The sequence below is a fragment of the Rhodococcus sp. USK10 genome, from assembly GCF_019378875.1.
In the GTDB taxonomy this organism is placed as follows: domain Bacteria; phylum Actinomycetota; class Actinomycetes; order Mycobacteriales; family Mycobacteriaceae; genus Rhodococcus_F; species Rhodococcus_F pseudokoreensis.
Genome location: NZ_CP076048.1, coordinates 2,831,657 through 2,845,885, shown reverse-complemented (window position 1 = coordinate 2,845,885; position 14,229 = coordinate 2,831,657). Strand labels below are relative to the sequence as shown.

Here is a 14,229-nt window from a genome sequence, read left to right as displayed (position 1 = left end):
CGGGTCGACCATGGAGGGCATGGTGTCGCAGCACGGTCGTCCACGGTGCCTGCTCGTCGACGACAGCCGGTGTTTTCTGGACACTGCTCGGCGACTGCTCGAGCAGCAGGGCATCCCCGTGGTCGGCACGGTGTCGAACAGCGCCGACGCGGTGCGGGCGGCCGCAGAACTGCAGCCCGATGTCATTCTGGTCGACGTCGAACTCGGCGCGGAGAGCGGATTCGACCTCGCGCAGCGACTCGACGAGTCGTTCGCAGCGGCGGTGATCCTGATTTCCACACACGCCGAGCAGGACCTGGCCGACCTGATCTCCGGGAGCCCCGCGGTGGGGTTCGTGTCGAAGACCGAGCTGTCGTCGGACGCTGTCCGGGATCTGCTCCGTGCTGACCGGGATCGCGTGGCTCCGGTCAGCGAGCCTCGAGAAAGGTGACGACCGCGAGAACCCGTCGGTGATCGTCGCCGGTCTCCGGGAGGTTCAGTTTCGTCAGGATGCTGCGAACATGTTTCTCGACGGTTCCCTCGGTGACCCACAGTCGGCGGGCGATGCCGGCGTTGGACCGTCCTTCCGCCATGAGGGCCAGAACCTCCCGCTCCCGCGCACTGAGCGCCGCGAGCGGGTCGTTGCGACGACGGGCGGAGACCAACTCCTGCACCAGCGCCGGGTCGACGACGGACGCTCCCGCGGCGATGCGCTGCAGGGTGTCGATGAAGTCATCGACGTCGGTGATGCGGCTCTTGAGCAGATAGCCGATTCCCCGGCCGCTGGCCAGTAGTTCCATCGCGTGCTCGACATCGGCGTGCGCCGACAGCACCAGGATGCCGACCTCGGGGAACTCTTCGCGTATCTCCCGGGCGGCGTCGAGGCCCTCGGTGGTGTGGGTCGGGGGCATCCGGATGTCGACCACCACCAGATCGGGCGTTCTCTCGCGGACCAGTTCGAGGAGGGTGGTTGCGTCGCCGGTCTGCTCCAGGACGTCGAAGCCGGAGCGAGTGAGCAGGCTCGCCACACCCTCGCGGAGCAGGACGTCGTCCTCGGCCAGCACCACCCGTATCCGGGTCTTCGCCGGAGGGTCGGATTCGGCCATCGTCGACCTCGAGTTTCCCCGTCGTCCGTGAGAAAGCGCCCGATCACCGTCGAAGTGATCGATTTCGAGAGTACGTCATCGGCACCCCGCCGACACGCCACAACGCGGTCGTGCACACGACGGCCGGCAATGGAATTGCAGCTACCTGGAAGACCGAGATTACGGCTGGTAGCACCCGCAACCACCTGCTGGCTGTGGCGACTCCGGGCCGTGTTCGGACGAACATTTACATCAATGGTCGATCGATCATCAACCCGATCACAGCTCCACAAAACGAAAGGTGAGAACAATGAACAAGCTCGCAATCCGCGCGGCCATCGCCGCAGCCGCAATCGCACCCCTGATCGCCCTCGGCGCCGGAACTGCTTCCGCGGCAACAGCAACCGACAGCGTCGGTACGCCCGTCGCCCGGGTCGTGCCGGATGCGGGGCCCGTCACCGACGTGCCGCAGTCGGGCTTCCCCTGGGGCTGGCCGGGGACCTACGGTCCCGAACGAGTGGAGTCCGGCCCGTTCCTCGGTGGCTTCGGCGGTTTCGGACACTTCGGTGGGTTCGGTGGCCACGGCATGTTCTAGCTCGCGGGCGTATTCGACTCGGCTACATGCACGTTCAAGACCACTCGCCGGTGGCCGGTCAGCGGCGTCCGCCGGAGCGGGTTCGGCGGGCGTGGCGTCGGCGGTCGGCCTCGGTCATGCCTCCCCAGATTCCGTACGGTTCGTCCGCGGTGAGGGCGTGGTCGCGGCACTGGGCGAGCACCGGGCACTCTTCGCAGATCTGCCGGGCGTTGGCCTCGCGGCGGGCCCGGGCTTGGCCGCGTTCGCCGTCGGGGGAGAAGAACACCGACGATGCGACTCCGCGGCACGCGGCCACCTCGCGCCACTCCGCGTGGTGGGGTGCGGCCACGGGGGCCCGTATTCCTGACGTTTCTGCCAACAGCACTGCGGTCCTTCCGTTCCCGGCCCGTGGACGATCCATGTGCCGGGAAACAGATATCGTTTTTCTTTATGTGAGTGTCGGTATCGGTTACGTCCGTTGCCGGATAACAAACCGTACGACCCGTTTGAAGGATATACCGGATGGGCCCCGGGTGTGCCACCAGGTCGGGCGTCCAGCACTGCCTGCCCGCCGATGCCCGCTGGTCAGGGGAGGGCCGCGACGACGAGCGAGGCCATCGCTCCGTGCCCTTCGTGGGTGGGGTGCAGGGGCATCGTGAACGATCGGGGGGCGAGGCCCTCGAACCAGCGCCGATCGGACCCGGCGCACGCATCGTGCCCCACCGCGGCGGCGGCCACGTCGACGAACCGGGCGCCGTTCGCGCGTGCCGCATCGGCGAGAACGCCGTTCATTCTCACGAAGAACTGCACGACGAAGGCGGCGTCGGCGTCGCTCGTGGGGACGTAGGGCCAGCATCCGCGGTCGCCGAAGATGCCGCCGTGACCCACCAGGAGCACGGTTGCTGAGGGGGACTTCGCGGCGATGGCGGCCAGGGTCGCGGACACCTTCGGGCCGAGCACGGTGAGGGCGTCGTTCATGCGCCGGGCCGTGGTGGCGTCGGAGCGACATTTCGCGTCGAATCCCGGGGCGGGCGTGTAACACGGCTCGACCAGCGACGACCATGCGATGTCGTTTCCGCCGATGCTGACGGTGACGAGCGTCGTGTCCGGCCGGAGCGCCCCGATCTGCGGTGGCTGCGGACCGGTCACGGTGAATTGCGGTGTTGTCGTGATGTTCTCGGTCTTTGCGCCCGCGCAGGCCCGGCTGACGTACGATGCCGCACTCAGGGTGTCGGCGACGATCTGAGGGTACGCGTCGGATGTGCGGAAGCATCCGTCCCGAATCGACAGCAGATCCTGAGGCGACCCGGTGGCTCGCGAATCCCCCAACGCGACGTACCGGACGGCGGAGTCCGGCGCGGCGTCGGCCACGGCCGGATGCGACCACGGGAGCGCGAGCGCCACCACGCACGCGGCGAGGATCGAGGGCAGGCCCGGCTTCACGGGAACACTTCGAGGACGACCGGGTGGTGCAGGCCGGGCGGGTTTTTCGTCATCACTCATCTTATTTCCGCCTGCCGGATATCGCCTGACTTCGACGGACTCGAAGAAATTCGGGCTACCGACGTAACTCAGATACTGATAGTCTCCGAAACCATGGGAATTTTCAGCGGACGGAATTACCCCGAGATCGATCTGGACGGCGCGGTCGTCGTCGTGACCGGGGGAGGGCGGGGCATCGGACGCGCCACAGCGGAACTGTTCGCGGCCAGGGGTGCGACCGTATGCATCGGCGACCTCGATCGTGCGGTTGCCGACGAGGCCGCGGCGGCGATCGGCGCCCGCGCGTACACGGTGGACGTCGCTTCCGCAAAGTCGTGGCGGCAGTTCGTCGACGACGTGCTGACGGACTGCGGCCGCATCGACGTGCTGGTCAACAACGCCGGCGTCATGCCGCTCGGCGGGTTCCTGGAGGAATCCGGCGAGACCAGCCGGATGACGATGAACGTCAACGTGTGGGGACCGCTGCACGGCATGCGCACGGTGTTGCCCGGGATGGTCGAGCGCGGGCGCGGCCACATCGTGAACGTCGCATCCATGGCCGGCAAACTGCCCGTGCCCGGGATGGCCGTCTACAACGCCAGCAAGTTCGGGGCCGTCGGACTGTCCGCCGCCGTCCGGGCCGAGTTCGCTCTGGCCGGCGTAAGCGTGAGCACGATTCTTCCCAGCGCGGTCCGCACCGGGCTGTCGTCGGGGGTGCCGCTGGGCGGTGGGATGCCGACCGTGGACCCCGAGGATGTGGCGGACGCGATCGTCCGGACGCTCGACCATCGTCGCGCCGAGACCGCGGTGCCCCGCTACCTCGCCGGGTGGGACCTGATCTACGCCGTGGTCCCGGAGCGCCTCCTCGACCTCGGCCGCCGGCTCGTCGACGACCGGCGGGCGCTCACCGCCGTCGACCCTGCCGGGCGGGCCGAGTACGACCGTCGCCTCGCCCGGCAGTCGCAGTCGACGTGAGAGCGCATCTGAAAACTCGGGGTGATCGGCGTGTGACTGGTGAGGAATGGGTGAACTCCTGGTAGGTCAGTAGGTGCTTACGCCACGACCCGACCAGGAGTTCACTTGCCATCATCGCTCATCGCACTGTGTCCGTCATGCCCTACCCCGGATCCGGGGATCGGGCATCGGTGCGCGGTCTACTCGTCATCCTCGGTGACCGACGCTCAATGGGCGATTCTTGAACCACTGCTGCCTCCACCCGGCAACACCACGGGCAGTGGTGGTCGTCCCGAAAAGCACTGCCGCCGTCTGGTACTTGATGCGATCTTCTATGTCGTTCGAGGTGGGATCGCCTGGCGGCAGTTGCCGACGGAGTTCCCGCCCGCGACCACGGTGTACGCGATCTTCGTCCGCTGGGTCCGGGCAGGAGTGTGGCAGCGGATTCACGACGCGCTACGCGATCGGGTGCGGGTCCAGGGCGGCCGCCACCCGCTGCCGTCCGCGGCGATCGTCGACTCCCAATCGGTGCAGGGTTCCGACACCGTGCCCGGGTCGAGTCGTGGATACGATGCGGGGAAGAAGACGAACGGCCGTAAACGGCACATCGCTGTGGATTCGAGCGGGCTGTTGTTGGCGGTCGTGGTGACGATGGCCGGGATCCAGGACCGGGACGGCGCGGTCCGGCTGCTGGCTGCGATGCGCGCCCAGTGCTCGGCGATTTCTTTGGTCTGGGCCGACGGCGGCTATGCGGGCAGGCTAATCGATTGGGCGAAACATGTTCTGTCCCTCACGGTTCAGGTTGTCAAACGCACCGACGATGTCAAAGGATTCAAGGTTCTGCCCCGGCGGTGGGTGGTCGAGCGGACCTTCGCCTGGATCTGCAAACATCGCCGCTGCGTCCGCGACTACGAGACCAGACTCGACCACCACGAAGCCGTCGTCTACATCGCCATGATCGCGACCATGTCACGCCGACTCGCCCGCACTGCGTGACACGAACCAGAGTTTTCAGACGCGCTCTGAGTGGCAAAGAGTGCCGCTGCACTCCTTGCCACTCACCTGCGGCGTGATCGAAGAGCCGGTATCAGGTGACGTCAGGCCATCAGTGGGGCGAGCCGTTCTGCGTGCTCCCGTAGTGACGGGACGTGGCGCAGCATGAGGTGTTCGTGATCGACGTGCCCCGACAACGCCAGGCTGCCGACGAGCGCCCCCGCTCCGGACCGGACGGGGACGGCGACGCACGCCGACGCATCCCGCAGCTCCGCGAGTTGGGTGGCGAACCCCTGGCTCCGGATCAGGTCCAGATTCGCGAGCAGTTCACTCCGCACGACGATCGTGCGGGCCGTCAGCGCCCGCGGCTCCCAACGGGGAATCACGGATTCGAGTTCCGACTTCTCCGCGAGGAGAAGCTTCCCGACCGCACACGCGTACAGGTGCTGGTTGAGGAACGACTCCTCCTCCGGCGGCGGGTATTCGGGGTCGGCGTCAGCGGTGCGGACGGCGACGTTGGTGTAGTAGAAGAGGTGGACCCCGAACCGCACCGACAGTCGAAGCTCGGCGAGGACCGCCCGCGCCGCCGCACAGACGGTGGGCACCACGGCGGCGTCGACGAGGACCCCGATCTTCTGGCCCAGCGCGAACCCCGACAGGTCGGGGAGCCGCACCACGTAGCCTTCGCCGACGAGGATGTTGAGTAGCCGGTACGTGGTCGCCGACGGCATCGACAGGCGGGCCGCGATGTCTTTCGCCGTCACACCCGAACCGGCGCGGGCCACTTCCTCGAGCACCCGCAGCGCGCTGGTGACGGCCTTCGGCTGCCGCCCCGACAGCGCCCTGTCGTCGGCGTTCACCGGCGGACCTCCCACGGGCGGTAGCGGCCCAGCAGGTCGTCGGCGACGGCCTCGTCGTACACACCCATCCGTTCTCCGATTCCGGGGGATCGCCGGGCGCGGATCGCGAACACCGCGGCGCCGAGGAGCATCAGCAGCACGTAGACGGCGGTCGCCGCGCCCGCGACGTACGTCCGCGAGAACGCCGCCCACCCGACCAGCGCCACCATCGCCGTCGCCGCCAGCGCGCCGATGACCACGGGGAGCCGGGTCAGTTCGCCGATCCGCCGGAGGAACGCGGGCGTCGCGACGCACAGCAGGACGTACGCGAGGACGTAGCCGTGGGCGGACAGGGCGAGCAGTCCGATCAGGACGTCGCGGCTCGAACCGCTGACGAACAGGTAGAGGACGGGGACGGCGACGATCACCGGCATCGCGACCGCCAGCGCCACGTGCGGGGTGTGGAACCGGTGGTGTGCCCGGCCGAAGACGCTCGGAACGACTCCCTCGCGGCCCATCGCGAACAGTGTTCGCGACAGCGCGGTCGTCGATCCGAGGACGCAGGCGAACCAGGAGGCGGTGATGCCGAGTTCCATCACGATCGACAGCGCGGACGAACCGGCGCCGGACGGGTCGGGCAACGTGAGGACGATCGGCAGCGAGTCGACTCCCTGCCGCACCGGTTCCGGCAGTTGCAGGGCGGCCGCGAACACATACAGAACGCCGAGGGCGATCGGGGTCCACCGGATGGCGCGCGGAACGGTGACGAACGGGTTGCGGGCTTCCCGCGCCACCGTGCCCGCACTCTCGAAACCGACGAACGACGTGATCGCGAGCAGTACGGCGAACCCGACCGCGGACCCCGATTTCGCGCCGCCCGCGGACGGGGTCGCGCCCTCCCGGACGGATTGGACGAACGCGACCACGAGCGCGGCGGAGGCGGCGACGATGGCGAAGACCTCGATGGCGAGCATGATCCGCGCCGACAACTTCACCCCCCGGATCATCAGCATCAGGGCGAGCAGTCCGACAATCGCCGCGAGGACCGCGATGAGCGTCGACCCCGCCGGAAGCCCGACTCGGCCGAGCAGCGCCGCGAGGTAACTCGCGGCGCCGAGCGTGCTCGCCATGGCGGCGGCCGCGTAGCCGACGAGCAGCGACCAGCCGCCGCCGAAACCGGGCACCGCCCCGAGACCCTTCACGATGTAGCTGTAGAGACCGCTGACGGCCACCATCCGAGTCGCGAACTGTCCGACGCAGTAGCCGACCGCCGTCATCAGAATCGCCGCGGCGACGAACACCGCGATGGTCGCCCGGCCGGCGTCGGGGATGACGAGAGCGGGCAGCGTGACCATCACGGCCGACGGTGCGACCGCGGAAACGGACTGCCCGAGCACCTGGACGAAACTCAGGCGCGCGCGCTCGAGACCGGCGACCGGTGATCTACTTCTGATTCTGGGTGTACCGGACACCACGCACCTGCTCTCCACACTTTCTCGCCTGCCCGCGCGTGATCGACGCCGGGCTGCATGAGTTGCACGCTAGCGCAGGAGTCGAGCGTGATGCGCCGATCGGAATTAATTTTCGGTCACCTCGAATGAGAATGGCCGGGGAATTCGGTCCCGATTCCGGAGCCTGCGCCTGCGCGCAGGGCGGATCAGCTGCGCCGACCCGGAAAGCCGGAATGAGAATCGCCGCCGCCGCGGCCGGAAAAGTCGAATGAGAATGCCGCAGGACCGGATTCCCATCCGGATTTAGTAGTGACCGGCGACACATCCGGGGTTTATCGTGGGTTCAGGCCGCAGCACGACGAGGCGAAAACTCCCGCCAAAAGTGTTCTGCAGAAGCCGGATTCATTCACTGATTCATTCACTCCATCGAAGAGGACATGATGACTGCAGTCGTTCACACCCCAGCCGGACTCGACCCCCGGGTCGTCGACTTCGTTTCGTCCCCGAAGCGCATGTTCGTCGACGGCCGATGGGTGGACTCCGCGTCGGGCAGGACGTTCGAGACGGTCGATCCCGCCACCGGACAGGTGATCACGACAGTGCCGCACGCCGGCATCGAAGACGTGGACCGGGCGGTTGCGGTGGCCCGGCGGGCGTTCGAGTCCGGGCCGTGGCGCTCGCTCACCCCCGCGGAACGTCAGCGGATCCTCTGGAAGATCGGCGAGGGAATCCTCGCCCGCGCGGATCAGTTCGCGCAGCTCGAGTCGATCGACAACGGCAAGTCCGTGGCGGTGGCCAAGGCCGTCGACGTGACGTGGGCGGCGGAGATCTTCTTCTACTACGCCGGCTGGGCCACCAAGATCGAGGGCCGCACCATCCCGGTGTCGGTGCCGTGGGCGCCCGGCGCCCGCTTCCACGCCTTCACCACCCGCGAACCGGTCGGCGTGTGCGCGCAGATCATCCCCTGGAATTTCCCGCTGGTGATGGCCGCGTTCAAGGTGGCGCCCGCGCTGACCTGCGCGAACACCATGATCCTCAAGCCCGCGGAGCAGACCCCGCTCACCGCGCTGCTCCTCGCCGAGGTGATCGCCGAGGCCGGTGTCCCCGACGGCGTGTTCAACGTGCTCACCGGTTTCGGCGACATCGGCGCGGCGCTGTCGAGCCACGACGACGTCGACAAGGTCGCCTTCACCGGTTCGACCGAGGTCGGAAAGAAGATCGTCAATGCCGCGTCGGGGAACCTGAAGAAGGTATCCCTCGAACTCGGCGGCAAGAGCCCGCAGGTGATCTTCTCCGACGCCGACCTCGAGGCTGCGATCCCGGGCGTGGCCAGCGGATTCCTGTTCAACCACGGCCAGGCCTGCACGGCCGGAACTCGTCTGCTCGTCGAGGATCGGATCTTCGACGAATTCACCTCCGGGGTAGCCGATTTCGCAAAGTCCCAGAAGATCGGGCCCGGACTCGACCCCACCAACGACATCGGCCCGCTGATCTCCCAGGAGCAGTTGGGCAAGGTCACCTTATACATCGACGCCGGACTCGCCGACGGCGCCCGCGCACTCTCCGGCGGGCAGCGGCACGGCGACACCGGCTTCTACGTCGAGCCCACCCTGTTGGTCGACGTGAACCGCGACTTCAGCGTGTACCAGGAGGAGATCTTCGGACCGGTCGCCGTCGCGGTGCCGTTCAACCGTGAGGAAGGCGTCCGCGCAGCCGCGAACGACACCCCCTACGGCCTCGCCGCCAGCGTGTGGACCCGGGACGTGTCCCGCGCTCACGAGGTGGCCGCCGAGATCAAGGCGGGCACCGTGTGGGTGAACTGCCACAATGCGTTCGACACGGCGCTGCCGTTCGGCGGCTACAAGCAGTCCGGGTGGGGACGCGAACTCGGCGAGGGCGCCATCGCCGAATACACCCAGAGCAAGTCCGTCAACATCGCGCTCTAGAAACCGTGACCGGAGGCGAATGAGAACAGCCCTGCGTGCGTTCTCATTTGCCGTCGACGAACCGTGACACTTCGGCAACCGCGCCGACAACCCGCAGCCGCATGCTCGTTCCGGAGCTCACCGCGGAGCATCCACGCAGACCCTCTCCTCGTGAAAGTCGAAGGAAGCCATGACAACCAACGCCTCACCGCACCCGAGTGCAGTCAGCGACGGCGCGTCTCGCAGACTGGCAGGCACCCTCGGACCCGGTGCCATCGTGTTCATGGTCGTCGCAGCGGCGGCCCCGTTGACCGTGATCGCCGGCACCGTCCCGCTGGGGATCTCGGCGGGCAACGGCGCCGCCTACCCGGCGTCGTACCTCGTCTGCACGGTGGTGCTGCTGTTCTTCGCCGTCGGATTCACCGCGATGGCCAAGCACCTCCCCGGCGCCGGCGCGTTCTACACCTACATCACGCAGGGCCTGGGCAGGCATGCCGGTCTCGGCTCCGCGTTTCTCGCGCTGCTGTCGTACACCGCCGTCCAGGGCGCGGTCTACGGATACATCGGGGCCGCCGTCAACGATTTCGTCACCGCGCACGGCGGTCCCGAACTTCCCTGGTACGTGTGGGCCCTGGCCGTGACCGCCGTCGTCGCGATCCTCGGGTACCGGCACATCGACCTGTCCGGCAAGGTGCTCGGCGTGCTGCTCGTCTGCGAGGTCGGCATCGTCCTCGTCATCGACGCCTCGGTCATCCTCCGCGGCGGCGGTGACGAGGGATTCTCGACGGCGGCATTCCACCCCGGCGAGTTCTTCTCAGGGGCGCCCGGCATCGCCCTGATCTTCGCCATCGCCGGATACATCGGATTCGAGGCCACCGCCGTCTTCCGTGACGAGGCCCGCGACCCGGGCCGCACCATTCCCCGCGCCACCTACCTGGCGTTGCTGGTCATCGGCGGCTTCTACGCACTGTCGAGCTGGGCGATGGTCAGCGCGTGGGGTGACGAGGGCGCGGTGGCCATCGCCACCGAGAACCCGGAAGGCATGATCACCGAGACCGCAACCCGCTACGTCGGCGCGATCGCCGGCGACCTCGTCCAGATCTTCCTGATCACGAGCCTGTTCGCGGCGCTGCTGTCCTTCCACAACGTGCTCTCCCGGTACATCTTCTCGCTCGGGAACAGTGCGGCCCTGCCCGCAGGCTGCGGCCGCTCGCACGACAAGCACGCGTCGCCGTACGTCGCGTCGGTCGTGCAGACGGTGTCCGCTCTCGTCCTGATCCTCGCGTCCGCCGTCGCCGGACTCGATCCGGTGACCGAGGTGTTCGCCTGGTTCGCCGGGGTGTCCTCGGTCGGCATCGTCGCCCTGATGACCCTGACGTCCGTGGCCGTCCTCGTCTACTTCGGCAGGACCCGGGTGGACCGGCGGCTGTGGAACACGGTGATCGCACCTCTGCTCGGACTCGTCGGCCTGGCCGGGCTCCTGATCATGACCGTCGCCAACCTTCCCCTCCTCGTCGGCGGGTCCAGCACACTCGCCGCCGTCATCGGGGTCCTGCTCGTCGGAACCTTCGCCGGCGGAGCGGCAGTCGCAGTACTCCGGCCCCACGCCGCACGACAGAACACCGCACTACCGCAGCACCACACGAACGACACCATCATCGACAAGGAGATCGCACGATGAGTACCGCCACCACCGAGACCCCGGCCACCGTGAGGTCCGCCGCCCCGGATCACCCGCTCACCCCGCTGTCCGCGGACGAGATCCGCTCGGCGAAAGCACTCCTCACCGACGAGGGACTGATCGGCGAGAACGTGCGCTTCGTGTTCGTCGCGCTCGCCGAGCCGCACAAGTCCACGGTCCTCGCGTTCACCCCCGGCGACCCCATCGAGCGGCGCGCCCGGATCCTGCTGCTCGACCGGTCCACCGGCATCGGCACCGACCTCGTCGTGTCGGTGACGGAGAACCGCGTGATCAGCAGGGCCACCGTCGATTCCGCCACCGACGGTCACGTCCCGATCCTCGACGAGGAGTTCGAGGACATCGAAGCGTTCCTGCTCGGCAGCGCCGACTGGCTCGCCGCGATGGCGAAGCGCGACATCGAACCGTCGAAGGTCCGGGCGGTTCCCCTGTCGGCCGGTGTGTTCGGCCACGAGGACGAGGTCGGGCACCGCATCGTCCGCGTCCTCGCGTTCCACCAGGAGGACAAGGCGGACCTGCCGTGGGCGCACCCCATCGACGGGGTGGTGGCCTACGTCGACCTCACCGAGCGTCGCGTCGTGAAGGTGGTCGACGAGATCGAGCTGCCGGTTCCCGCCGAGCGTGGCGAATGGAACGCCGAGCCGCACGCGACACCCACCCGCACCGATCTCAAGCCGATCGAGATCACGCAACCCGAGGGTGCCAGCTTCTCCGTCGACGGCAACGAGATCACCTGGGCCGACTGGAAGTTCCGCTTCGGCTTCGACGTGCGTGAGGGGCTGACGTTGCACCAGCTTTCGTTCGACGACGGGGGAGTCGAACGCCCCGTGATCTATCGTGCGTCGATCGCCGAGATGGTGGTCCCGTACGCCGATCCGTCCCCGGTCCGATACTGGCAGAACTACTTCGACCAGGGTGAGTACCTGTTCGGCCGGTACACCAACTCGCTCGAACTCGGCTGCGACTGCCTCGGTGAGATCCAGTACTTCGACGTCACCATCGCCGACGAGACCGGCGACCCGCGGGTGATGAAGAACGCGATCTGCCTCCACGAGGAGGACTACGGCGTCCTGTGGAAGCACACCGACATGTTCAACGGCATGACCGAGACCCGCCGCTCGCGCCGCCTGGTCATCTCGTTCTTCCTCACCATCGGCAATTACGACTACGGGTTCTACTGGTACCTCTACCTGGACGGCACCATCGAACTCGAGGCGAAGGCCACTGGAATCGTCTTCACGTCCGCGTACCGCGGCGCGGACGGATTCTCCACCCAGATGGCACCCGGGCTCGGCGCCCCGTTCCACCAGCACCTCTTCTCCGCTCGACTCGACATGGCCGTCGACGGTAACGTGAACACGGTCGAGGAGGTGGATGCCGTGCCCGTCCCGATGGGACCGGAGAACCCGTGGGGCAATGCCTTCCGCTGCCAGAAGACGAAGCTGACCACCGAATCCGAGGGGCAGCGCACCGCCGACAACCTCAAGGCCAGGGTCTGGCACATCACCAATCCCACCAAGCAGAACCGCCTGGGTCAGGACGTCGGGTATGCGCTGCACCCCGAAGGACAGCCGGTGCTCCTGGCCGACCCGTCGAGTTCGATCGCCGCCCGCGCCGCGTTCGCGACCAAACACCTGTGGGTCACGCAATACGACGAGTCCGAGCGCTATCCCGCAGGCGACTTCGTCAACCAGCACCCGGGCCAGGCCGGTCTGCCCTCGTTCGTGGCGGGCAACCGGGACATCGACGGCGAAGACCTGGTGCTGTGGCACACGTTCGGGCTGACGCACTTCCCCCGGCCCGAGGACTGGCCGGTCATGCCCGTCGACTACGCCGGGTTCAAGCTCAAGCCCGTCGGGTTCTTCGACCGCAATCCCGCGCTCGACCTGCCGGCGAGCACCGCGAAGCACTGCTGCGAAGGCTAGACGTCGTGACCACCGTCTTCTCGACGGCCTTTTCTACGGCCTTCTCCACGGCCGCCCGCCGCACCAGCCACTGGTGGCGGCGGGCGGCCGCGGCCCTCGCGATCGCCACGGCAGGGCTCCACGCGGCGACGCTCGGTGAGCATGCGGCGGCCTCGCCGATGGTCGGGCTGGTGACCGTCGCGATGATCCTCGGATGTCTGTACTGCGCGGGGCACCTGTGGACGCGGGGTTCGCAGCGAGACTGGGGGCTGGTCGCGCTGATGAACGTCGGGATGATCGCGCTGCACCTCACCGTGATGAGTCCCGGTTCGGGCGGCGGCCACCACGGGCACACGATGCATGCGGCGGCCTCGGCGCCGATGGGGCAGTCGCTGTCGGCTCCGATGGCGGCGGCCCTCGCGACGGCCGCGCTCGAAGCGGTGGTCGCCGTGACGGTGCTCTTCTACCGCAGCCGGCTCGACCAACCCCCCACGTGAGTGGCAAAGCGTCCCCCGGCACGCTTTGCCACTCACCTGGGGGGGTGCGCCGGGCTCTAGCTCACGTCCTGCTGCGCGAGTTGGGCCTTGATCCGCGCGGTCGCGTCCAGGAGCGAATCGTTGTTGACCGCGGCGGCCGCGGCGTCGTCGTGTTCCCGGGCGGCCTCGACGAGACGCTGCTGGTACATCCACAGCGAGTCGTCCTCGGTCGTGTCGACGGTGCCCTCGGCACCGACGATCTTGTAGGCCCGGCAGCGCTGCCACAGCGTGCGGATCGTGTCGACCAGCACGGGATTCTCGGCGGCCTCGTACAGGATCGTCAGCAGCGCCTCGTCGTGGTCGAGATAGGCCACCACCCGCCGCTCGTCGAGGGCGGTGCGCATGAGCGCGAACTCGTCCTGCATCCGGGCGCTGTCCTCGGCGCTGATCCGCTGGGCGCCCAGCCGGGCGGCCTCCACCTCGAGCAGCCGGCGGACGTCGTAGACGTGCACCAACTCGGCGAGGGTCAGGCCCTTGACCACCGCCCCCTTGTGCGGTGATCGCTCGGCCAATCCGGCTTCCTCGAGCCGGCGGATCGCCTCGCGCACCGGCATCACGCTCGTTCCCACCTGCTCGGCGAGATCCCGCACCCGGAGGCGGGCACCGGCAGGCAGATCACCGTTCATGATCGACTCGTGGATCATGTCGTAGACCTGGTCGGTCAGCAGTGATGTTTCGGCGCGCTTGGATATTGGCACGACTCAAATATAAACGGCACGGCCGATCGGTACTGCCGTCCGGGAATTGCCGTCTCGCCCGGTCCAGAGCGTTTACGCTCTTCGGAGGTTCTCCGGACTGTGTGACGGAT

14 protein-coding genes are annotated in these 14,229 nt (G+C 67.8%); 8 read left to right on the top strand and 6 right to left on the bottom strand.

The window, feature by feature from the left end; genetic code table 11:
- Window positions 1-10 precede the first annotated feature (10 nt).
- Entirely contained in the window at window positions 11-430 is a 420-nt protein-coding gene (locus tag I1A62_RS20145; protein WP_124391609.1) for a response regulator transcription factor, read from the top strand.
- Here I1A62_RS20145 and I1A62_RS20140 read toward each other — a convergent pair.
- Complete coding sequence (locus tag I1A62_RS20140) at window positions 408-1,085, bottom strand: response regulator transcription factor (protein WP_124391608.1); 678 nt, start codon at window positions 1,083-1,085, stop codon at window positions 408-410. The genes I1A62_RS20145 and I1A62_RS20140 overlap by 23 nt on opposite strands.
- Before the next feature lie 289 nt (window positions 1,086-1,374).
- Between I1A62_RS20140 and I1A62_RS20135 the strand changes: the two genes are divergently transcribed.
- Complete coding sequence (locus tag I1A62_RS20135) at window positions 1,375-1,659, top strand: hypothetical protein (protein ID WP_124391607.1); 285 nt, start codon at window positions 1,375-1,377, stop codon at window positions 1,657-1,659.
- 58 nt (window positions 1,660-1,717) lie between these two features.
- Here the strand turns inward: I1A62_RS20135 and I1A62_RS20130 are convergent, their stop codons facing one another.
- Together I1A62_RS20130 and I1A62_RS20125 are read right to left on the bottom strand one after the other, a co-directional pair.
- The gene (locus tag I1A62_RS20130; RefSeq protein WP_219459551.1) at window positions 1,718-2,023 is read right to left on the bottom strand and encodes a WhiB family transcriptional regulator; all 306 of its coding nucleotides are present in this window, start codon (window positions 2,021-2,023) and stop codon (window positions 1,718-1,720) included.
- 200 nt (window positions 2,024-2,223) lie between these two features.
- Window positions 2,224-3,081, bottom strand: coding sequence for an SGNH/GDSL hydrolase family protein (locus I1A62_RS20125; RefSeq protein ID WP_219461293.1), 858 nt, complete (start codon window positions 3,079-3,081; stop codon window positions 2,224-2,226).
- Between the two features lie 153 nt (window positions 3,082-3,234).
- Here I1A62_RS20125 and I1A62_RS20120 point away from each other — a divergent pair, with 153 nt between their 5' ends.
- Window positions 3,235-4,095, top strand: coding sequence for an SDR family oxidoreductase (locus I1A62_RS20120; RefSeq protein ID WP_219459550.1), 861 nt, complete (start codon window positions 3,235-3,237; stop codon window positions 4,093-4,095).
- 159 nt (window positions 4,096-4,254) lie between these two features.
- Window positions 4,255-5,070, top strand: a complete 816-nt coding sequence (locus I1A62_RS20115) for an IS5 family transposase (RefSeq protein WP_219461289.1) — start codon at window positions 4,255-4,257, stop codon at window positions 5,068-5,070.
- A gap of 101 nt (window positions 5,071-5,171) precedes the next feature.
- On the opposite strand, the gene I1A62_RS20110 is transcribed toward I1A62_RS20115, so the two are convergent.
- Complete coding sequence (locus tag I1A62_RS20110) at window positions 5,172-5,927, bottom strand: IclR family transcriptional regulator (protein ID WP_219459549.1); 756 nt, start codon at window positions 5,925-5,927, stop codon at window positions 5,172-5,174.
- Window positions 5,924-7,378 (bottom strand): APC family permease, encoded by a 1,455-nt coding sequence (locus I1A62_RS20105; protein WP_219459548.1) that lies wholly within the window; start codon window positions 7,376-7,378, stop codon window positions 5,924-5,926. The genes I1A62_RS20110 and I1A62_RS20105 overlap by 4 nt, the downstream gene beginning before the upstream one ends.
- Before the next feature lie 419 nt (window positions 7,379-7,797).
- Between I1A62_RS20105 and I1A62_RS20100 the strand changes: the two genes are divergently transcribed.
- The 4 genes from I1A62_RS20100 to I1A62_RS20085 all read left to right on the top strand — a co-directional run bounded on the left by I1A62_RS20100 (window position 7,798) and on the right by I1A62_RS20085 (window position 13,382).
- A complete protein-coding gene (locus tag I1A62_RS20100) occupies window positions 7,798-9,303 on the top strand; it encodes an aldehyde dehydrogenase family protein (protein ID WP_219459547.1) in 1,506 nt (501 codons plus the stop codon).
- A gap of 169 nt (window positions 9,304-9,472) precedes the next feature.
- Window positions 9,473-10,963, top strand: a complete 1,491-nt coding sequence (locus I1A62_RS20095; protein ID WP_219459546.1) for an APC family permease — start codon at window positions 9,473-9,475, stop codon at window positions 10,961-10,963.
- Window positions 10,960-12,906, top strand: coding sequence for a primary-amine oxidase (locus tag I1A62_RS20090; protein WP_219459545.1), 1,947 nt, complete (start codon window positions 10,960-10,962; stop codon window positions 12,904-12,906). Before I1A62_RS20095 ends, I1A62_RS20090 begins: the two co-directional genes overlap by 4 nt.
- Window positions 12,907-12,911: 5 nt before the next feature.
- Complete coding sequence (locus I1A62_RS20085; protein WP_219459544.1) at window positions 12,912-13,382, top strand: hypothetical protein; 471 nt, start codon at window positions 12,912-12,914, stop codon at window positions 13,380-13,382.
- A 56-nt stretch (window positions 13,383-13,438) separates the two neighbouring features.
- Here the strand turns inward: I1A62_RS20085 and I1A62_RS20080 are convergent, their stop codons facing one another.
- Entirely contained in the window at window positions 13,439-14,113 is a 675-nt protein-coding gene (locus tag I1A62_RS20080; RefSeq protein WP_219461286.1) for a GntR family transcriptional regulator, read from the bottom strand.
- Window positions 14,114-14,229: the final 116 nt, after the last annotated feature.